The sequence below is a fragment of the Streptomyces sp. NPDC005811 genome (assembly GCF_040630405.1).
GTDB lineage: Bacteria > Actinomycetota > Actinomycetes > Streptomycetales > Streptomycetaceae > Streptomyces.
The window spans coordinates 78048-98172 of sequence record NZ_JBEXXK010000017.1; the positions used below are offsets into that span (position 1 = coordinate 78048).

The window sequence follows — 20125 nt, forward strand, 5'->3', positions numbered from 1 at the left end:
GATCACAGGGTCGGCGCACGTTACGGTGCGATCCGTTTCGCACACGCATGCGTCCCCGCATGCGCAGACATCTACAGAACGGGTGGGGTGGGGATGGCCGAGCACCGGCAGTCCAGAAGACGCAGGTACATCACGTGGGGCGTGGCCGGGGCGGCCGTCGTCGCCGGCGCCGGGATCGCCGCCCAGCAGTCCATGGCGGCGACCACCTGGCCCGCGCAGAAGACCTACACCGGCCGTGCCTTCGACACCTGCACCGCGCCCTCCCTGTCCGCGATGAAGGCCTGGAAGACCGACGGCTTCTACGGTGCCGCCGCCGTCTACGTCGGCGGCAAGAACCGCGGCTGCAACCAGCCCAACCTCACCGCCTCCTGGGTCAAGTCGGTCAACTCCCTCGGCTGGAAGCTCATCCCGCTGTACGTCGGCGCCCAGCCGCCCTGCCAGACCGGCTCCAGCCCCGAGAAGATCACCGCCGCCACGGCCACCTCCCTGGGCGCCACGGACGCGGCGGACGCCGTCGCCAAGGCCTCCGCGCTCGGCATGAAGACCGGCAGCCCGATCTACCTCGACATGGAGGCGTACGACATCACGAACAAATCGTGCAACGACGCCGTCCTCGCCTACGTCCGCTCCTTCACCAAGACCCTGCGGGCCAAGACCTACCGCGCCGGCTACTACGGCTTCAGCAGCTCCAGCGCCAAGGCGATCGCCAACGCGACCGACAAGACGGACCTGCCCGGCAACCTGTGGTACGCGCTGTGGGACAAGAAGAACACCACGACCACCGACTGGCCGTGGGGCGCGACGCAGTTCACCGGGCACAGCCGCGGCCACCAGTACCTGGTCAACAGCAAGGAGACCCGCGGCGGCTACACCATCACCGTGGACCGCGACGCCTGGGACGCCCCGGTCGCCCTCGTCGGCTGACCTCTCGCACCGACGAGCGGGCCGGGTCCGAGCGCGGCGGTGCCCGAAGTCCTGGTGAATCGTTGGTCGAATGGGTTGGCCCCAGGCGCCCCACTGCCTACCATCGATCACCGCAAGACTTTGTGCACCGTCGCACAATCTCCGACCGGGAGGTTCCCTTGCACCGCCGTCGCCGCCGTACCGCGTTCCTGCTGTCCGCCGCGATCATGGCGGCCCCCCTCCTCACCGCCTGCGGGAACGACGCGCATCCCGGCGCGGCGGCCGTCGTCGGCGGTCAGCGGATCACCGTCGCCCAGCTCGAGAACCGGGTGAACGAGGTGCGCGAGGCCCAGCGGGCGGCCGTTCCCGACGAGGCGCAGTACGCCCAGGTCCTCGCCCAGACCAGCACCCTCACCCGGGACACCCTGCACGGCATGGTCCTGGACGAGGTGCTGGACCGGGCGGCCGAGGACGCGGGCATCACCGTCAGCCGCCGCGAGGTCCAGCAGGTGCGGGCCGGCCTGGAACAGCAGGCGGGCGGCGCACAGGGCCTGGAGACCTCCTGGCTCCAGCAGTACGGCGTCGCGCCCGAGCGCCTCGACGACAACCTCCGCCTCCAGCTGGAGGCCCAGAAGCTCGCCACGCAGCTCGGCACCACCACCAGCGACCCCGCGTTCTGGAGCGCGCTGTCGGTGACGTCGAAGGAACTCGGCGTCGACGTCAACCCGCGCTACGGGACCTGGGACGCGAAGAAGGTCAGCCGCGTGGACGCCAAGACCCCCTGGGTCCGCGAGGTCACGGCGGCGGGCACCCAGCCTGCCTGACCTGACGGTACGACGGTATGACCGGCCGCTCTGCCTGTGGACAACCGGGCGAAGCGGCCGGCGGGAGTGGGTTACGTTCGGGGTGTGAACGATGTGACCGCACCCACCGGCTCCGCACCCACCGGCTCCCCGACGGGCCGGATCGTCCTGCTGACCACCAGCCACCGCGTCGCCCCCGGCCTGCTGTCCTGGCCCGCCTGGCAGGCACTGCGCGAGGCGGACCGGGTGCTGTGCGCCGACGGCACCCACCCGCAGCTGCCGTATCTGCGCGAGGCGGGGATACGGGTCGAGGAGTCCGCCCCGAGCGCCGAGGACCTGCTCACCGCCTGCGCGGGCGGACGCACGGTCGTGGTCGTCGCGACCGGCGAGGGCGAACCGGCCCTGACGGACGGACTGGCCCGGCTGGCCGGCTCCGGCCGGGTCGCGATGCCCGAGCTGGAGCTGCTCCCCGCCTCCTACGACCTTCCCGGCGCCCGCCTCCTCGATCTGATCCAGGTCATGGACCGCATCCGCCGCGAGTGCCCCTGGTCCTCCCGGCAGACCCACAAGGGCCTCGCCAAGTACGGCATCGAGGAGGCGTACGAACTCGTCGAGGCCATCGAGGACGGCGACCGCGACGAGCTTCGCGAGGAACTGGGTGACGTCCTCCTCCAGGTCGTCTTCCACGCCCGGATCGCCGAGGAGGACGAGGACGCCCCCTTCTCCATCGACGACGTGGCCGCCACCATCGTCACCAAGCTCATCCACCGCCACCCGCATGTCTTCGGCGACGCCACGGCCACCACCCCGGAGGAGGTCAAGGCGCACTGGCTGCGCACCAAGGCGGTGGAGAAGCAGCGGGAGTCCGTCACGGACGGCGTCCCCCTCCACCAGCCCGGCCTCGCCCTGGCCGCGAAGCTGTCGTCGAGGGTCCGCTCGGCCGGCCTCGACGTCCCGCTCCCCGCCGCCGAGGGCATCGGCTACGAACTGCTCACCCTCGCCGCCCGGGCCGAGGCCGAGGGCATCGACCCGGAGGAGGCCCTGCGTGCGGCGGCCCGCGTCTACCGGGACGCGATCCGCGAGCGGGAGAAGCAGGGGCAGAAACAGGAGCAGGGGCAGGAGCAGGAGTAGAGGGGAGAAGGAGGAGAAGCAGAAGGCGAAGGCGAAGCGCGAGCACTCGAGAAACAGGAAAGCAGTGACCAGCCGGCCCCACCCCACGATCACCGTGCCACCCGCCCCCGAGCTCTTCACCTGGGAGTTCGCCACCGATCCCTACCCGGCCTACGCCTGGCTGCGCGAGCACGCACCCGTGCACCGCACCCGGCTGCCCAGCGGAGTGGAGGCCTGGCTGGTCACCCGGTACGCCGACGCGAAACAGGCCCTCGCCGACCAGCGGCTCTCCAAGAACCCCGCGCATCACGACGAGCCCGAGCACGCCCGGGGCAAGACCGGCATTCCGGGCGAGCGCAAGGCCGAGCTGATGACGCATCTGCTGAACATCGACCCGCCGGACCACACCCGGCTGCGGCGGCTGGTCAGCAAGGCGTTCACCCCGCGCCGGGTCGCCGAGTTCGCGCCCCGGGTGCAGGAACTGACCGACGGCCTCATCGACCGGTTCGCCGACGCGGGCGAGGCCGATCTGATCCACGACTTCGCCTTCCCGCTCCCCATCTACGTGATCTGCGACCTGCTCGGCGTGCCCCGCGAGGACCAGGACGACTTCCGGGACTGGGCGGGCATGATGATCCGTCACGGCGGCGGACCCCGGGGCGGTGTCGCACGGTCCGTGAAGAAGATGCGCGGCTATCTGCTGGAGCTCATCCACCGCAGGCGCGCGGAACTCCCCGAGCGGCCGGAACCCGGCGAGGACCTCCTCTCCGGTCTCATCCGCGCCTCCGACCACGGCGAGCACCTCACCGAGAACGAGGCCGCCGCGATGGCCTTCATCCTGCTGTTCGCCGGCTTCGAGACGACGGTCAACCTCATCGGCAACGGCACCTACGCCCTCCTCACCCACCCCGGGCAGCGGGACCGGCTCCAGCGGTCCCTGGCGAAGGGGGAGCGCGCCCTCCTGGAGACCGGCGTCGAGGAACTCCTGCGCTTCGACGGCCCGGTCGAACTGGCCACCTGGCGCTTCGCCACCGAACCCCTCACCCTCGGCGGGCAGGACATCGCCCCCGGCGACCCCGTCCTCGTCGTCCTCGCCGCCGCCGACCGCGACCCCGCCCGCTTCACCGACCCCGACACCCTCGACCTCTCCCGCCGCGACAACCAGCACCTCGGGTACGGCCACGGCATCCACTACTGCCTGGGCGCCCCCCTCGCCCGGCTGGAGGGCCAGAGCGCCCTCGCCACCCTCCTCACCCGGCTCCCCGACCTCCGACTCGCGGTGGACCCGGCCGACTTGAGATGGCGGGGCGGGCTCATCATGCGCGGACTGCGCACCCTGCCCGTGGAGTTCACCGCGGTGCGTGACCGGCCGGTGGCGCACGGAGAGCTGACCTGAGGTCAGCCGCAGTGTGACCGTCCGAGGGAGCAAAGGTGACCGACCCTCAAGTCTGTGATCTTCACGTGATCTGCGCGGCATTAACTTGTGACAAGTGATCGTCTGCCGATACGTTCGGTCGTCAGCGCGGCGAACTCATGTGCGCTCACGTCCGTCGCGCCGGTCACTGCTGTCCAGAGAAAGGCCCTCGCATGCTCTCCGGGAACGGTCGGCACCGTCGCCCCCGTCAGGCTCCGGCCCTCCTCGTCGCGGCCGGAGTCACCGGCTCCGCCATCGCCATCCCGCTCCTCGCCGCGAGCGGCGCGAGCGCGGCCGACGGCACGGTGTGGGACAAGGTGGCGCAGTGCGAGACCGACGGGTCCTGGAGCGCCAACAAGGGTGACGGCGAGTACGGCGGCCTGAGCCTCTCCCAGGAGGACTGGGAGACGTACGGCGGCCTCGACTACGCCACCCGCCCCGATCTGGCCAGCCGCAACCAGCAGATCGCCGTGGCCCAGCAGCTCCTCGCCAAGGAGGGCGTCGGCGCCTGGGGCACCTGTGGGCTGACGTCCGGGCTCACCCAGCTGAACGGCGGGGCGGAGGGCGTGGACACCGGAGTGGCGGACGACGAGTCCGACTCGTCCGTGTCCTCCGGATTGTCCGACCTGTCCAAGGGGTCGTCCGACTCCGGTGACTCCGACGGGTCCGACGCCTCCGACGCTTCCGGCGAGGACGCGTCCACCCCCTCGGCCGATTCGTCCGCTTCGGCCTCGGAGTCCCCTTCGTCCGCTTCCTCCTCCAAGGGGAACGACTCCGGCAAGTCCGACAGTTCGGGCAAGTCCAAGGGGGAGGCGCAGGAGTCCGGCAGCCCGTCCGCGACCGCCCCAGAAGTGGATAACTCGGACAATGCGGTCCAGGATGCCGGGACTTGGAGCCTGGTCGACACCAGCTCCCTCGGCTCCGGGCGCCATCGCGGCGCCACCGCCGACGAGGCCGCCACGGAGGGCACCTCGACCGCCACGGCCGGCCGGCATGCCGCCGACACCTACACGGTCCGCGAGGGCGACACCCTCGCCTCCATCGCCGACTCCCTTGAAATCGACGGCGGATGGCGTGCCCTTTACGCCGAGAACAAGGACCGCATCGGCGCCGATCCGAGCGACATCATGCCCGGTCAGACCCTCGACACAGCGGTGCAATAGGGGCGGAACGCCCCTAAAAACACCGGGAGTTCACGTCCCACTTCGCGACGATTGTCCGGTTTGGTGAAAGTGTGGGATGAGTCTCAGAAGTCGTGATCGTCTTTGAAATTCCCCGTATCGGGTGTCTACGGTCAGGACCGCTCGGCAATCCGGGCCCCGGCCGCCGCAACGCCGAATCCTGCCAGTGGCGGCCCGGGAACAGTCGTCGCGTCAAGCGCCGTAGGCAGGAGCGGGGGACCCAAGGTAAGTGCCGGGCCCGGCGGTTGACCGCCGGAACCGGCTCGGGGTGAAGCCGCGCACCGTGAGGTGCGCGGCCGGGCAACTCAACCGGCCCGAACCCGACAGCTCACCTCGCAGGCGTCGGTGAGGGGATGAACCATGCTGTTTTCCGGCAAGGGCAAGCACCGTCGTCCGTCCAAGGCCACCCGGGTCGCCGCTCTCGCGGGCGTCACCGGTGTCGCCATCGCCGCCCCGCTGATGGCGGCCGGCAACGCCTCCGCCGCCACCGCCTCCGAGTGGGACGCGGTCGCCCAGTGCGAGTCGGGCGGCAACTGGTCCATCAACACCGGCAACGGGTACTACGGCGGCCTGCAGTTCTCGGCCTCCACCTGGGCCGCGTACGGCGGCACCGCCTACGCCGCGCGCGCCGACCTGGCCAGCAAGGACCAGCAGATCACCGTCGCCGAGAAGGTCCTCGCGGGCCAGGGCAAGGGTGCCTGGCCGGTCTGCGGCACCGGCCTGTCCAGCACGCCGTACAGCGGCGGCTCCAGCTCCGGCAGCACCGGTTCCTCCTCGAGCTCCGGCAGCTCCGGCAGCTCCGGCTCGAACAGCTCCACCGCCAGCCGCTCCACCGAGCAGCAGACCGCCTCCCGCTCCGCCGAGCGCCCGGCCGCCTCCAAGACGGTCACCACCCCGACCGGCAAGAAGGTCAAGAAGGGCGACGGCGAGTACAAGGTCGTCAAGGGCGACTCCCTCAGCTCGATCGCCGAGAAGCACAAGGTCAAGGGCGGCTGGCAGAAGCTGTTCCAGCTCAACAAGGACATCGTCGAGGACGCGGACCTCATCTACCCGGGCCAGCAGCTGCACCTGAAGTGACACATCCGCTTCCTGGCGGGGCCACAGGCCGCTCACATGAAGGCCCCGCACACTGAAGACCTCGTGAGGGTCCCCCCCCGTCCCCACGGGCTCCCCGCTCCGGTGCGCGTTCCCCCGTACGCACCGGAGCGGGGTTTTCTTTGCCCAGGTGTTCGCCTCCGCGCCACCCGCTCTTTGTTCCGATGGGGAACAATGTGTACGGTCAGTTTGTCCACGGGGCGGTCGGTCGGCTGCCGCGGGCCCCGGGGCGGATAGGCTCTAGGCGCAAGGCCCACCAAAGGCCGACAAGGCCCCTGTGCCCGCACCACCAGCGCACCGCACAACCAGCGTCACATCCCAAGAAGGAGATGCTCGTGCCGTCCATCGACGTCGTCGTAGCCCGGGAAATCCTGGACTCCCGAGGCAACCCCACGGTCGAGGTCGAGGTCGGCCTCGACGACGGCAGCACGGGTCGTGCCGCCGTTCCGTCCGGCGCCTCCACCGGTGCCTTCGAGGCCATCGAGCTCCGTGACGGCGACCCCAACCGCTACCACGGCAAGGGTGTCGAGAAGGCCGTCCTCGCCGTCATCGAGCAGATCGGCCCGGAGCTCGTCGGCTACGACGCCACCGAGCAGCGCCTGATCGACCAGGCCATGTTCGACCTGGACGCCACCGACAACAAGGGCTCCCTCGGCGCCAACGCCATCCTCGGCGTCTCCCTCGCCGTCGCCCACGCCGCCTCCGAGGCCAGCGACCTGCCGCTCTTCCGCTACCTGGGCGGCCCCAACGCGCACCTGCTGCCGGTGCCGATGATGAACATCCTGAACGGCGGCTCGCACGCCGACTCCAACGTGGACATCCAGGAGTTCATGATCGCCCCGATCGGCGCGGAGTCCTTCTCCGAGGCCCTGCGCTGGGGCACCGAGGTCTACCACACCCTCAAGAAGGTGCTGAAGACCAAGGGCCTGTCCACGGGTCTCGGTGACGAGGGTGGCTTCGCCCCCAACCTGGACTCCAACCGCGCCGCCCTCGACCTCATCCTCGAGGCCATCAAGGAAGCCGGTTACATCCCGGGCGAGCAGATCGCCCTCGCGCTCGACGTCGCCGCCTCCGAGTTCTACAAGGACGGCAAGTACCTCTTCGAGGGCAAGGAGCGCTCCGCCGCCGAGATGACGGAGTACTACGAGGAGCTCGTCGCGGCCTACCCGCTCGTCTCCATCGAGGACCCGCTGTTCGAGGACGACTGGGCCGGCTGGAAGGTCATCACCGACCGCATCGGCGACAGGGTGCAGCTGGTCGGCGACGACCTGTTCGTCACCAACCCCGAGCGCCTCGCCCGCGGCATCGAGGAGGGCACCGCCAACGCCCTGCTGGTCAAGGTGAACCAGATCGGTTCGCTCACCGAGACCCTGGACGCCGTCGAGCTGGCCCAGCGCAACGGCTTCAAGTGCATGATGTCCCACCGCTCCGGCGAGACCGAGGACGTCACCATCGCCGACCTGGCCGTCGCCACCAACTGCGGCCAGATCAAGACCGGCGCCCCGGCCCGCTCCGAGCGCGTCGCCAAGTACAACCAGCTGCTGCGCATCGAGGAGATCCTCGACGACGCCGCGGTGTACGCCGGTCGTTCGGCCTTCCCGCGCTTCCGTGGCGGAGTGTCCAAGGGCTGACCCCGCCCGGGTCACGCGACAGCCAGTCGTACGTACGTCCCCGTACTCGGTCCCGTACCGTGTGCGGGGACGTACGCGCGTGAGAAAGGGGAGGCGCGAAGCCGATGGCCGTGAAGGACCGGGACCGTTTCTCCACCGCGACGAGACTGCGGGTGCTCGGCGAGCAGACCGCGGCCCGCGTCTACCGCTCCCAGACCAAGCGCCAGGCCCGCCGCTCCCGTCTGACCGGCCGCGCCGCGCTGCTCGCGCTGGTCCTGTGCACCCTGATCGTGGCGCTCGCCTACCCGATGCGGCAGTACGTCTCGCAGCGCGCGGACATCGCCGATCTGGAGCGGGAGAAGGCCGAGGCCACCCGGCGGGTGGAACAACTGCGCGATCTCAAGGCACGCTGGCAGGACGACGCGTACGCCGAGCAGCAGATCCGGCAGCGGCTGCACTATGTGATGCCGGGGGAGACCGGCTTCATCGTGATCGACCCCGACGCGGTCAAGAAGGCCCGCGCCGATCTCGGGGCGGCCGACCGCCCCTGGTACTCGAACGTCTGGGACGGGGTCGACAAGTCCGACGCCTCCGACCAGTGAACCGACAGAGAGACAGTCCCCGAAGCATGGAAACGCCCCCGCCGACCACCCCGCGCACCGAGCCCACCGACGCCGACGTCGAGGCCTTCAAGCAGCAGCTCGGCCGCCCGCCGCGCGGACTGCGCGCGATCGCGCACCGCTGCCCCTGCGGTCAGCCGGACGTCGTCGAGACGGCGCCCCGGCTGCCCGACGGCACCCCCTTCCCGACGCTGTACTACCTGACGTGCCCCAAGGCGAACTCCGCGATCGGCACGCTCGAGGCGAACGGCGTGATGAAGGAGATGACGGAGCGGCTCCAGAGCGACCCGGAGCTCGCGGCCGCCTACCGCGCCGCCCACGAGGACTACGTCCGGCGCCGGGACGAGATCGAGGAGCTGACGGGCTTCCCGAGCGCGGGCGGCATGCCGGACCGGGTGAAGTGCCTGCACGTGCTCGTGGCGCACTCCCTCGCGGCGGGCCCCGGGGTGAACCCGCTCGGCGACGAGGCGCTCGCGATGCTGCCGCAGTGGTGGGCCAAGGGGACGTGCGTGACGAAGGCTGCCGCCGAGGAGTGACCGTTCCCGCGGTCCCGTTTCCGGGGGCTGCCGCCCCCGGGCCCCCGCTTCGGCCCCGAAAGGGCCTCGTCCTCCAACGCCGGACGGGCTGATCCTGCTTGCGTACGTCTCGAAGGGCACCCCTATGACCCGTGTCGCCGCCATCGACTGCGGTACGAACTCCATCCGTCTCCTCGTCGCCGACTGCGACCCGGTGACCGGTGAACTGGTCGATCTGGACCGCCGTATGACGATCGTCCGCCTCGGGCAGGGCGTCGACCGGACCGGCCGGCTGGCGCCCGAGGCGCTGGAGCGGACCTTCGCCGCGTGCCGCGAGTACGCGGCGGTGATCAAGGAGCTGGGCGCGGAGCGGCTGCGGTTCGTGGCCACCTCCGCCTCCCGGGACGCCGAGAACCGCGACGCGTTCGTCCGGGGCGTCCTGGACATCTTGGGCGTCGAGCCCGAGGTCATCACCGGCGACCAGGAGGCCGAGTTCTCCTTCACGGGCGCCACGAAGGAGCTCACCGGCCGGGCGGACCTGACCCGGCCGTATCTGGTGGTGGACATCGGCGGCGGCTCCACGGAGTTCGTGGTCGGCGAGGAGCACGTCCGGGCCGCCCGCTCGGTGAACGTCGGCTGTGTGCGGATGACCGAGCGGCACCTGGTCGTGGACGGCGAGGTCACCGACCCGCCGACCGCCGGCCAGATCGCGGCCGTGCGGGCCGACATCGAGGCGGCGCTGGACCTCGCCGAGGAGACGGTCCCGCTGCGCGAGGCGCACACGCTGGTCGGCCTCGCGGGCTCCGTGACGACGGTCTCGGCGATCGCGCAGGAGCTGCCCGCGTACGACACGGCGGCCATCCACCATTCGCGGGTCTCCCACGAGCGGGTCCGGGAGATCACCGAGTGGCTGCTGCACTCCACCCACGCCGAGCGCGCGGCGATCGGCTCGATGCACCCGGGCCGCGTGGACGTGATCGTGGCGGGCGCCCTCGTGCTGCTGTCGATCATGGAAAGGATCGGTGCGCGGGAGGTCGTGGTGAGCGAGCACGACATCCTCGACGGCATCGCGTGGTCGGTGGCGGGGGCTCCGGAGGCCCCCTGAGAGGGCCCGCGGAGGGCACTCCGCTGAGCAGGTCGAAGGACGTATGAGCGTCCCGGCGGGGTGCTCGTGGTGGCCGGAACGGTTCTCCACGACACCCCCGCGGGAAAGTTCGTGAAGTTCTTCACAAGGATTTCGGCCCTGGTGAGGGCCCCATGAGGGCCGGTTGGCCCTTCCGGGGGGTCAACACCCGTGTGAACGTGTTCAAAAGAGGCGCGCGCGGACGTTTCGAGGAGGTCGTCCGAGGGGGTGTTTCCGACCCCTCACCCCACCCCCGGACGGCCGGAGAGGCAGCTCACGCGGCATTGACAACGCCTCGCCCTACACGCTGGTTCCCCCTCCGCGCCATGATGTGGATCACGCGGGTCGCGGAGGATAGCACACACCCTCCACAAGCTTGTGAAGGGGCGCACGAGCGGCCCCCCTGAGGCGGGTGGATACTCGATGCCATGAGCACCACGGAGCGTCCCAGGATCCTCGTAGTAGGCGGTGGGTACGTAGGCCTGTACGCAGCTCGGCGCATCCTCAAGAAGATGCGCTACGGCGAGGCGACCGTCACGGTCGTCGACCCCCGGTCGTACATGACCTACCAGCCCTTCCTCCCCGAAACCGCAGCCGGCAACATCTCCCCGCGCCACGTCGTCGTCCCGCTGCGACGCGTGCTGCCCAAGGCGGAGGTCCTCACCGGCCGGGTCACCACCATCGACCAGGACCGCAAGGTCGCCACGATCGCCCCGCTGGTCGGCGAGGCGTACGAGCTGCCCTTCGACTACCTGGTGATCGCGCTCGGCGCGGTCTCCCGCACCTTCCCGATCCCCGGCCTCGCCGAGCAGGGCATCGGCATGAAGGGCGTCGAGGAGGCCATCGGCCTGCGCAACCACGTCCTCGAGCAGCTCGACAAGGCCGACTCCACCACCGACGAGGAGATCCGCCGCAAGGCGCTCACCTTCGTCTTCATCGGCGGCGGCTTCGCCGGCGCGGAGACCATCGGTGAGGTCGAGGACATGGCCCGCGACGCGGCCAAGTACTACAAGACGGTGTCCCGCGAGGACATGCGGTTCATCCTCGTCGACGCCGCCGACAAGATCCTGCCCGAGGTCGGCCCCAAGCTCGGCCAGTACGGCAAGGAGCACCTCGAGGCCCGCGGCGTGGAGATCTACCTCTCCACCTCCATGGACTCCTGCGTCGACGGCCACGTCGTGCTGAAGAACGGCCTCGAGGTCGACTCCAACACCATCGTGTGGACCGCCGGCGTCAAGCCGAACCCGGTCCTGGCCCGCTACGGCCTCCCGCTCGGCCCCCGCGGTCACGTCGACACCGCCCCGACCCTCCAGGTCCAGGGCACCGACTACATCTGGGCCGCCGGCGACAACGCCCAGGTCCCCGACGTCGCCGCCCGCAAGGCCGGGGTCGAGAACGCCTGGTGCCCGCCGAACGCCCAGCACGCGCTGCGCCAGGCCAGGGTCCTCGGCGACAACGTGGTCTCCGGCATGCGGGGCTTCCCGCAGAAGGAGTACGCGCACTCCAACAAGGGCGCGGTGGCCGGTCTCGGCCTCCACAAGGGCGTGGCGATGATCGTCATGGGCAAGATGAAGATCAAGCTCAAGGGCCGTCTCGCCTGGTACATGCACCGTGGCTACCACGGTCTGGCGATGCCGACCTGGAACCGCAAGATCCGCGTCTTCGCCGACTGGACCCTCGGCATGTTCCTCAAGCGCGAGGTCGTCTCCCTCGGCGCGATGGAGAACCCCCGCGAGGAGTTCTACGAGGCCGCCAAGCCCGCCCCGGCGCCGGCCGCCGCCAAGCCGGAGAGCGAGAAGGCCAAGGCCTCCTGATCGCCGGCTGACAGCACGGCCCGGCACCGCCGGGAGAGCAGCACAGCAGCACGGTCCGAAGGGGCCGCCCGCCATCCGTGGTGCGGGCGGCCCCTTCGGCCGTCCTGTCGTACCCGTGACGTCTGCACCTCTTTTTGCCCGGTCGTACCGGCCGCGCGGGACTGAACTCCGGCACCTTCCGTGTTTACGTGGAATCCGGACAGTCCGGGATCACCGTCACGGAGGTGTGCTCCATGGCCGATGCCGCGCCGCGGCTCCATGCGATCGTCGAACAGTTGCTGGGTGGCCCGCTCCCGATGCGCATCCGCGCCTGGGACGGTTCGCAGGCGGGTCCGCCCGGGGCGCCCGCGCTGGTCGTACGCAATCGCCGAGCCCTGCGCCGAATGGTGTTCAAGCCCGGTGAGCTGGGCCTGGCCCGTGCCTGGGTCGCCGGGGACCTGGAGATCGAGGGCGACCTCTTCGTCGCCATGGATCTGCTCTCGGGGCTGATCTGGGAGCGGGACGAGGACGCCCGTCCCCTCGGCCAGGCCCTGCGTGACCCCGTGTTCCGCGGGGCCGTGCTCGACCTGCTGAAGCTGGCGGGACCGCCGCTGCCGCCCGCGCCGCCCGTCGAGGAGATCCGGCGCACCGGTCATCTGCACACCCGCCGCACCGATCGACGGGCCGTCAGCCACCACTACGACGTCGGCAACGACTTCTACGGGATCGTCCTCGGGCCGTCCATGGTGTACTCCTGCGCCTACTGGCCCCACCCCGGCAGCAGCCTCGAAGAGGCCCAGCGCGACAAGCTCGAACTCGTCTGCCGCAAGCTCGCCCTGAAGCCCGGTCAGCGGCTCCTCGACGTCGGCTGCGGCTGGGGCTCCCTGGCCATCCACGCGGCCGGTGAGCACGGCGTGAGCGTCGTCGGGATCACCCTGTCCAGGGAGCAGGCGGCCCACGCCCGCAAGCGCGTCGCCGACGCCGGGCTCACCGACCGGATCGAGATCCGGGTGCAGGACTACCGGGACGTGACCGACGGGCCGTACGACGCGATCTCCTCCATCGGCATGGCGGAGCACGTCGGCGCCGCGAAGTACCTGGACTACGCCAACGACCTGTACGCGCTGCTCGCCCCCGGCGGACGCCTGCTCAACCATCAGATCTCCCGGCGCCCCCAGCAGGACGAATCCACCTACCACCTCGACGGATTCATCGACTCCTACGTCTTCCCGGACGGCGAGCTGGCCCCCCTCGGCACCACCGTCACCCAGCTCGAACGGGCCGGCTTCGAGGTCCGTGACGTCGAGCCGATCCGGGAGCACTACGCCCTCACCCTGCGCCGCTGGGTGGCCCGTCTGGAGGACGACTGGACCCGTGCCGTACAGCTCACCAGCCCCGGCCGGGCCCGCGTCTGGCGGCTGTACATGGCCGCCTGCGCCGTCGGCTTCGAACGCAACCGGCTGGGCGTCAACCAGGTCCTCGCCGTGCGGACACCGGAGTCCGGCGACTCCGGGATGCCGCTGCGCGCCCGCACCTGGAACTGAGCGCGGGAACAGCAAGAAGGGGCCCCGCCGTGAACCCGGCGGGGCCCCTTCCCTGCGTCGGCTCCGTCGGCTACTCCGACTTGATCGCCGCCAGCATGTTCAGCCGGGCCGCCCGCCGGGCCGGCCACAGCGCCGCGAGGACGCCCACCCCGGCGGCCAGCAGCAGGAACACGGCCATCCGGTCCCAGGGCAGGACGAGTTCGTACGTCGCCATCTCCGTGCCGAGCAGCTCACCGGCCGCCCAGCCGAAGAACACGCCCAGGCCGATGCCGAGCACCCCGCCGAACAGGGAGATGACGAGGGACTCCAGCCGGACCATCCGCTTGACCGCGCGGCGGTCCAGGCCGATCGCGCGCAGCATGCCGATCTCCTGCGAGCGCTCGAAGACCGACATCGCCAGCGTGTTGATGACACCGAGCACGGCGACGATCACCGCCATGGCGAGCAGACCGTAGAGCATGTTCAGCATCAGGGTGAACATCTGGGCGATGGAGTCGGAGAGGTCCTGCTTGCTCTGCACCTTGATGGCCGGGTTGGAGCCGAGGGCCTTCTCCAGCCGGTCCTTGGTCGCGTCGGAGGCGCCGCCCGAGGTCTTCACCATGACCTGCATGTCGTCCGGCGCGTCCTGGTGCGGGGCGAGCGTCGCGGTGTCGAGGAGGATCCCGCGGAACAGCTCGTTGGCCCGGTAGACCCCGGAGACGGTCAGCCGCTGCTTGGCGCCGTCCTCGTACGCCACCCGGAACGCCGAACCGGCCTTCCAGCCGTACGACTTCGCGGTGTCCTCGTCGACGACGACCTTCGTGCCGCCCACCTCGAACGTGCCGTCGTCGACCGGCAGGTCGGTCAGCTCGGCGAAGGCGGAGCCGTTCACGGCGGTGATGCTCTCGGTGCTGTCGTCGATCCGGGTCAGCGCGTTGCGCATCGGGCTGATGACGGTCACGCCGTCAGCCGACGTCAGTGTCTTCTCGACGTCCGGGGAGAGCGAGTTGCCGTTCGCCATCGACACCACGTAGTCGGCGCGGATCGCCGAGGACGCCATCTTGTCGATCGACTTCTGCAGACTGCCCGCCATCACCGTCATCCCGGTGATCAGGGTGAGGCCGATCATCAGCGCCGAGGCGGTGGCGGCCGTACGGCGCGGATTGCGCACCGAGTTCTGCCGGGCCAGCAGGCCGGAGACCCCGAAGATCCGCAGGACCGGCGCGGCGGCCGCGATCAGCGGACGGGACAGCAGCGGGGTCAGGATGAACACGCCGATGATCAGCAGGCCCGCGCCGAGGCCCATCGGGGCCTGGCCGTCCGAGCCGTCCATCGTCGTCGCGTACAGGACGGTCGCGACACCCGCCGCCGAGAACAGCGCGCCCAGCGTGTTGCGCAGCACCAGCGACTTGGTGGTCGCCTTGGCGTGCAGGCTGCTCATCGCGGCGACCGGCGGGATCTTCGCGGCGCGGCGGCCGGGCAGCCAGGCGGCCAGCACGGTGATGACCACACCGACGGCGAACGAGGTGGCGACCGTGCCGGCCGACACGATCAGCGGGCCGTCGGGGACGGACGCCCCCAGGGTGCCCATGAGCGAGCGCAGTCCGGCGCCGATGCCGATGCCGACCACCAGACCGGTCGCGCCGGCCACCAGGCCCACCACGAAGGCCTCGATCAGCACCGACCGGGTCACCTGGCGGCGCGAGGCGCCGACCGCGCGCAGCAGCGCCAGCTCCTTGGTGCGCTGGGCGACCAGCATGGTGAAGGTGTTGGCGATGATGAACGTGCCGACGAACAGCGCGATCCCGGCGAACACCAGCAGGCCCTGCTTCAGACCGCTCATCGAGGAGGCGATGAACTCGGCCTGCCGGTCGGCGAGCTGCTTTCCGGTCTCGGTGTCGACCCGGTCGCGCGGCAGCGCCGCGTCCAGGGCCGTGCGCAGCTCGCTCTGCGTGGTGCCGGCGGCGGCCTTCACATCGATCTCGTCGTACGTGCCCGCCTTGCCGAACAGCTTCTGTGCCGTCGGGGTGTCGAACAGGGTGAGGCTGCCACCGGCCGCGACATTGCCGTCGTCGGTCCGGAAGATGCCGGAGACGGTGGGCGTGAGGACCGGGCCGTCGATGGAGAGCCGCAGACGGTCGCCGACCCGGTAGCCGGTGCGCTCGGCGGTCTTCGCGTCGAGGGCGACCTGGCCGGCGCCCTGCGGAGCCCTGCCCTCCGCCAGGGGGTAGCGGGGGTCGTCGGTGCCCCAGTAGTTGCCGCCCTGGGACTGGAAGCCGTCGCCGACGAGCTTGCCGTCCTTGTCGGCGACGGCGGTGAAGCCGGTGACGACCCCGATGGCGGACGCGGCGCCGGGCACCTCGGCGCTCTTCTTCCGCAGGGCCTCGGTCAGGTCGGGCGTCTCGACGATCCGGTCGCCGACGTCCGGCTGGGGCTGGGCGGTGACGGCCACGTCGACCTGGTCGAAGCCCTTGGCGGAGCTGTTCTGGAGGGCGTTGGACAGGGTGTTGGTGAAGACGAGGGTCCCGGAGACGAAGGCCACGCCGAGCATCACGGCGAGCACGGTCATCAGGAGCCGGGCCTTGTGCGCGAGGACGTTGCGCAGGGCGGTGCGGAACATCAGCTGGTACGGCCCTTCGCGTCGAACTGCTTCATGAAGTCGAGGACGGTCTCCGCCGTCGGGCGGTACATCTCGTCCACGATCCGGCCGTCCGCGAGGAACACCACCCGGTCCGCGTACGCCGCGGCCACCGGGTCGTGGGTCACCATCACCACCGTCTGGCCCAGTTCCCGCACGGAGTTGCGCAGGAAGCCCAGCACCTCGGCGCCGGAGCGGGAGTCGAGGTTGCCGGTCGGCTCGTCGCCGAAGATGATCTCGGGCCGGGAGGCCAGGGCGCGGGCGACGGCGACACGCTGCTGCTGTCCGCCGGAGAGCTGGGAGGGACGGTGGCCCAGCCGGTCCTTCAGGCCCACCATCGCGATGACCGAGTCGAGCCACTCCTTGTCCGGTTTCCGCCCCGCGATGTCCATCGGGAGGGTGATGTTCTCCAGGGCGGTCAGCGTCGGCAGCAGGTTGAACGCCTGGAAGATGAACCCGATCTTGTCCCGGCGGAGCTTGGTGAGCTGCTTGTCCTTCAGCGAGCCGAGCTCGGTCTCGCCGATGCGCACCGAGCCCGAGGAGAAGGTGTCGAGGCCGGCGACACAGTGCATCAGGGTGGACTTGCCGGAGCCGGAGGGGCCCATGATCGCGGTGAACTCGGCCTGCCGGAAGTCGACGGAGACCCGGTCCAGGGCGACCACCTGGGTCTCGCCCTGCCCGTAGATCTTCGAAAGGTCCGTGGCGCGTGCGGCCACGGCGGTGGACCGTTCGGCGAGGGGGCTGGTGGTCACGGGAACGCGCTCCTGTCGGGACGAGGGGTGTGGGGTCCTGGAGTCCTGAGGATCCGGACCTGAACCATCGTTCCGGCCCGAGGCGGCCCTGTAGTCAGTCGCTGTTCCGGTTCTGAAGGCAGACTCCGGTCGGACCACGCGCGGCCGTGTCATACCTGGGGATGACACGCGTCCCGGAGAGCGGGACGCCCCGTCCGGAGCGGACGGTTCGTCAAGAACCGGTGGAGCACCCTCGTTCGGGCGGTGAAATTCCGTCATTCCGCATGCATGGGCGGTCGCCGCGCGCCAGGCTACTGGCAAGTGCGGATGGCGAGTTCCAGGTGCTGATGCACCCTCAGACGTCAATAAAATAAGACAACATCGGTCCACTCTTCCGCTGTTCGGGGGACGGATCCCGATAGGGTCGGAAGCTCAACGCGGAGCCCAAGGCCTGCCCAGATGGTGGAATGCAGACACGGCGAGCTTAAACCTCGCTGCCCCTTCGCGGGCGTGCCGGTTCAAGTCCGGCTCTGGGCACTTCCGACACCTCGTCGATCACCGACCCCTGCGTCCCCCTCTGCGTCCCCCTCGTTGACACCAGGTGCACCCGGGCGCAGACTCACATGCAGTCATAGTGAAGAAAATTTCACCAGGCGAACAATCATGTGATCCGCTGTCTGAAGGGAAGCCCGATGCGCACCACCGTCGGCATCATCGGCGCCGGCCCCGCCGGCCTCCTCCTCGCCCGTCTGCTCCACAACGCCGGCATCGACTCCGTCGTCCTGGAGAGCCGCGACCGGTCCTACGTCGAGCACCGCCAGCGCGCCGGGATCCTGGAGCAGGGCACGGTGGACGTGCTGCGCGCGGCCGGCGCCGGGGAGCGCATGGACCGCGAGGGGCTGCGCCACGACGGCATCGAGCTGCGCTACGACAGGAAGCGCCACCGCGTCGACTTCCCGGCCCTCACCGGCGGCCGGTCCGTGACCGTCTACGCCCAGACCGAGGTCTGCAAGGACCTCATCGCCCTCCAGCTCAAGGAGGGCGGCCCGCTGCTCTTCGAGGCCGAGGCGCTGGCCGTGGAGGGCGCCGCCACCGACAGCCCGCGCGTGCGCTTCCGGCACGAGGGTGTCGAGGACGTCCTGGAGTGCGACTACGTCGTCGGCTGCGACGGCTTCTGGGGAGTGGCCCGGAGCGCGATCCCGGCCGAACTGACCCGCGTCTTCGAACGGACGTACCCCTTCGGCTGGCTCGGCATCCTCGCCGACGTGCCGCCCTCGCACGACGAGCTGGTCTACGCCCGCCACGACCGCGGCTTCGCCCTGCTGTCCATGCGCTCCCCGTCCGTCTCCCGCCTCTACCTCCAGGTGCCCGAGGGCACCGACGCCGAGAGCTGGGGCGACGAGGAGATCTGGGACGAGCTGGAGCGCCGCTTCGAGACCGAGGACGGCTGGCGGCTGGAGCGCGGGCCGATCACCCAGAAGTCCGTCACCCCCATGCGCTCCTACGTCCACGAGCCGATGCGGCACGGCCGGCTCTTCCTCGCCGGGGACGCCGCCCACATCGTCCCGCCGACCGGCGCCAAGGGGCTGAACCTGGCCGTCGGGGACGTCGTCACGTTCGCGCGGGCCCTGGCGCACCGCCGGGAGACCGGATCGGACGCGCTGCTCGACGCCTACTCGGCGACCTGTCTGAGCCGGGTCTGGCAGGCCGAGCGGTTCTCGTACGACATGACGACCCTGCTGCACCGCGCACCCGACGCCACCCCGTTCGAGGACCGGCTCCAGACCGCCCGGCTGGAACGGATCACCTCCTCGCGTGCCGCCGAGACCGATCTGGCCGAGGGGTACACCGGGTTCCCGTTCGGGTGAACGCCCCCTCGGTCGGCCGGTTGATCTCCGGCCGGTTCCGGGCATGTCGCAGCTTGGTCATGAATACGGCCCCGCCGTAGAGGGAATCCGCCTGCCGCGTAGCGTGTTGCGCAGCAAGACGAGGGAAAGATCCTCCCCAAGCACTAGGGTCAATCCTTTGCCTACCTATTACTCTTGACGCCAAGGCCGCGCACGGCGGCCATGGAGGAGTGAAATGAGGAGCAGAAACCCGGTCTTCTCGCGACGGGGGTTCAGCCGCGACAACGGCTACGCGGGCTTCAACGCGACGCCGCAGGCCGGGGGACCCGCTGTCGGTACGCAGGCCAACCCGTACGCGCAGGGCAACCCGTACGCCCAGCAGGCGGGCAACCCCTACGCGCAGAACCCTTACGCCCAGCAGGTGGGCGCCCCGCCGCAGGCCCCGGTCACCCCGGGCGCCATGACCATGGACGACGTCGTCGCGCGCACCGCGACCACGCTCGGCACCGTGATCGTCACGGCGGTCCTGTCCTGGCTGCTGCTGCCCGTGGACGAGGCCAACCTCGGCAAGTCCTACGGCATCGCGGTCGTCGCCGGTCTCGTCGCGATGGTGCTGGCGCTCATCCAGTCCTTCAAGCGCCGCCCGGCCCCCGCGCTGATCCTGTCGTACGCCGCCCTCGAGGGCGTCTTCCTCGGCGTGATCTCGTCCACGGTGTCGACGTACATCGCGGACGGCGTGGTCGTCCAGGCGGTCCTCGGCACCATGGCGGTCTTCGCCGGCGTGCTGGTGGCCTACAAGGCCGGCTGGATCCGCGTCAACCGCCGTTTCTACGGCTTCGTGATGGCCGCGGCGCTCGGCTTCGTCCTGCTGATGGCCGTGAACCTGCTGTTCACCGTCTTCGGCGGCGGCGACGGCCTGGGCTTCCGCAGCGGTGGCCTCGGCATCGTCTTCGGGATCATCGGCATCATCCTGGGTGCCTGCTTCCTCGCCCTGGACTTCAAGCAGGTCGAGGACGGCATCGCCTACGGTGCCCCGCGCGAGGAGGCCTGGCTCGCCGCCTTCGGCCTCACGCTGACGCTGGTCTGGATCTACATGGAGTTCCTGCGACTCCTCGCCATCCTCAACCAGAGCGACTGACGCCGTCGTACGGCGCGAAAGGGCCCCGGGGTTTCCCCGGGGCCCTTCGTCGTGTCCGGTGAACCGTCCTGCCGATGTGCG

At 70.4% G+C, this 20125-nt stretch carries 16 protein-coding genes, 1 tRNA gene and 1 riboswitch; of the genes, 15 read left to right on the forward strand and 2 right to left on the reverse strand.

Annotated elements, in window-relative coordinates; translation table 11 throughout:
• Nucleotides 1-93: 93 nt before the first annotated feature.
• The 12 genes from ABZ490_RS19880 (at nt 94) to ABZ490_RS19935 (ending at nt 13711) form a co-directional block, all read left to right on the forward strand.
• A complete protein-coding gene (locus ABZ490_RS19880; protein WP_358991633.1) occupies nt 94-924 on the forward strand; it encodes a glycoside hydrolase domain-containing protein in 831 nt (276 codons plus the stop codon).
• A gap of 158 nt (nt 925-1082) precedes the next feature.
• The gene (locus tag ABZ490_RS19885; RefSeq protein WP_358991636.1) at nt 1083-1727 is read left to right on the forward strand and encodes a SurA N-terminal domain-containing protein; all 645 of its coding nucleotides are present in this window, start codon (nt 1083-1085) and stop codon (nt 1725-1727) included.
• A gap of 84 nt (nt 1728-1811) precedes the next feature.
• The gene (locus ABZ490_RS19890; RefSeq protein ID WP_358991639.1) at nt 1812-2837 is read left to right on the forward strand and encodes a nucleoside triphosphate pyrophosphohydrolase; all 1026 of its coding nucleotides are present in this window, start codon (nt 1812-1814) and stop codon (nt 2835-2837) included.
• Between the two features lie 64 nt (nt 2838-2901).
• Complete coding sequence (locus ABZ490_RS19895; protein WP_358991642.1) at nt 2902-4212, forward strand: cytochrome P450; 1311 nt, start codon at nt 2902-2904, stop codon at nt 4210-4212.
• A 191-nt stretch (nt 4213-4403) separates the two neighbouring features.
• The gene (locus ABZ490_RS19900; RefSeq protein WP_358991645.1) at nt 4404-5393 is read left to right on the forward strand and encodes a transglycosylase family protein; all 990 of its coding nucleotides are present in this window, start codon (nt 4404-4406) and stop codon (nt 5391-5393) included.
• A 205-nt stretch (nt 5394-5598) separates the two neighbouring features.
• Nucleotides 5599-5768: riboswitch (cyclic di-AMP (ydaO/yuaA leader) on the forward strand.
• A 3-nt stretch (nt 5769-5771) separates the two neighbouring features.
• Nucleotides 5772-6488: a transglycosylase family protein gene (locus ABZ490_RS19905; protein WP_358991648.1), complete on the forward strand. Its 717-nt coding sequence runs from the start codon at nt 5772-5774 to the stop codon at nt 6486-6488.
• A gap of 347 nt (nt 6489-6835) precedes the next feature.
• A complete protein-coding gene (gene eno / locus ABZ490_RS19910) occupies nt 6836-8137 on the forward strand; it encodes a phosphopyruvate hydratase (protein ID WP_358991651.1) in 1302 nt (433 codons plus the stop codon).
• A gap of 104 nt (nt 8138-8241) precedes the next feature.
• On the forward strand, nt 8242-8718 hold the full coding sequence (locus tag ABZ490_RS19915) for a septum formation initiator family protein (protein WP_358991654.1): 477 nt from the start codon (nt 8242-8244) through the stop codon (nt 8716-8718).
• A 26-nt stretch (nt 8719-8744) separates the two neighbouring features.
• A complete protein-coding gene (locus ABZ490_RS19920) occupies nt 8745-9272 on the forward strand; it encodes a DUF501 domain-containing protein (RefSeq protein WP_358991657.1) in 528 nt (175 codons plus the stop codon).
• Between the two features lie 124 nt (nt 9273-9396).
• Nucleotides 9397-10356, forward strand: a complete 960-nt coding sequence (locus tag ABZ490_RS19925) for a Ppx/GppA phosphatase family protein (protein WP_358991660.1) — start codon at nt 9397-9399, stop codon at nt 10354-10356.
• A gap of 446 nt (nt 10357-10802) precedes the next feature.
• Nucleotides 10803-12188, forward strand: a complete 1386-nt coding sequence (locus ABZ490_RS19930; RefSeq protein WP_358991663.1) for an NAD(P)/FAD-dependent oxidoreductase — start codon at nt 10803-10805, stop codon at nt 12186-12188.
• A gap of 233 nt (nt 12189-12421) precedes the next feature.
• Complete coding sequence (locus ABZ490_RS19935) at nt 12422-13711, forward strand: cyclopropane-fatty-acyl-phospholipid synthase family protein (protein ID WP_358991666.1); 1290 nt, start codon at nt 12422-12424, stop codon at nt 13709-13711.
• A 70-nt stretch (nt 13712-13781) separates the two neighbouring features.
• Here the strand turns inward: ABZ490_RS19935 and ABZ490_RS19940 are convergent, their stop codons facing one another.
• Nucleotides 13782-16310 carry an FtsX-like permease family protein gene (locus tag ABZ490_RS19940; protein WP_358991670.1) on the reverse strand — a complete coding sequence of 843 codons (2529 nt, stop codon included), beginning with the start codon at nt 16308-16310 and terminating at the stop codon, nt 13782-13784.
• On the reverse strand, nt 16310-17080 hold the full coding sequence (locus ABZ490_RS19945) for an ABC transporter ATP-binding protein (protein ID WP_340378351.1): 771 nt from the start codon (nt 17078-17080) through the stop codon (nt 16310-16312). The genes ABZ490_RS19940 and ABZ490_RS19945 overlap by 1 nt, the downstream gene beginning before the upstream one ends.
• Before the next feature lie 432 nt (nt 17081-17512).
• Here ABZ490_RS19945 and ABZ490_RS19950 point away from each other — a divergent pair.
• From ABZ490_RS19950 to ABZ490_RS19960, 3 genes are all read left to right on the forward strand, one after another.
• Nucleotides 17513-17596: transfer RNA gene (locus ABZ490_RS19950), tRNA-Leu, on the forward strand.
• Between the two features lie 155 nt (nt 17597-17751).
• A complete protein-coding gene (locus ABZ490_RS19955; RefSeq protein ID WP_358991674.1) occupies nt 17752-18927 on the forward strand; it encodes a 4-hydroxybenzoate 3-monooxygenase in 1176 nt (391 codons plus the stop codon).
• A gap of 214 nt (nt 18928-19141) precedes the next feature.
• The gene (locus tag ABZ490_RS19960) at nt 19142-20044 is read left to right on the forward strand and encodes a Bax inhibitor-1/YccA family protein (protein WP_358991677.1); all 903 of its coding nucleotides are present in this window, start codon (nt 19142-19144) and stop codon (nt 20042-20044) included.
• The last annotated feature ends 81 nt before the right edge of the window (nt 20045-20125 follow it).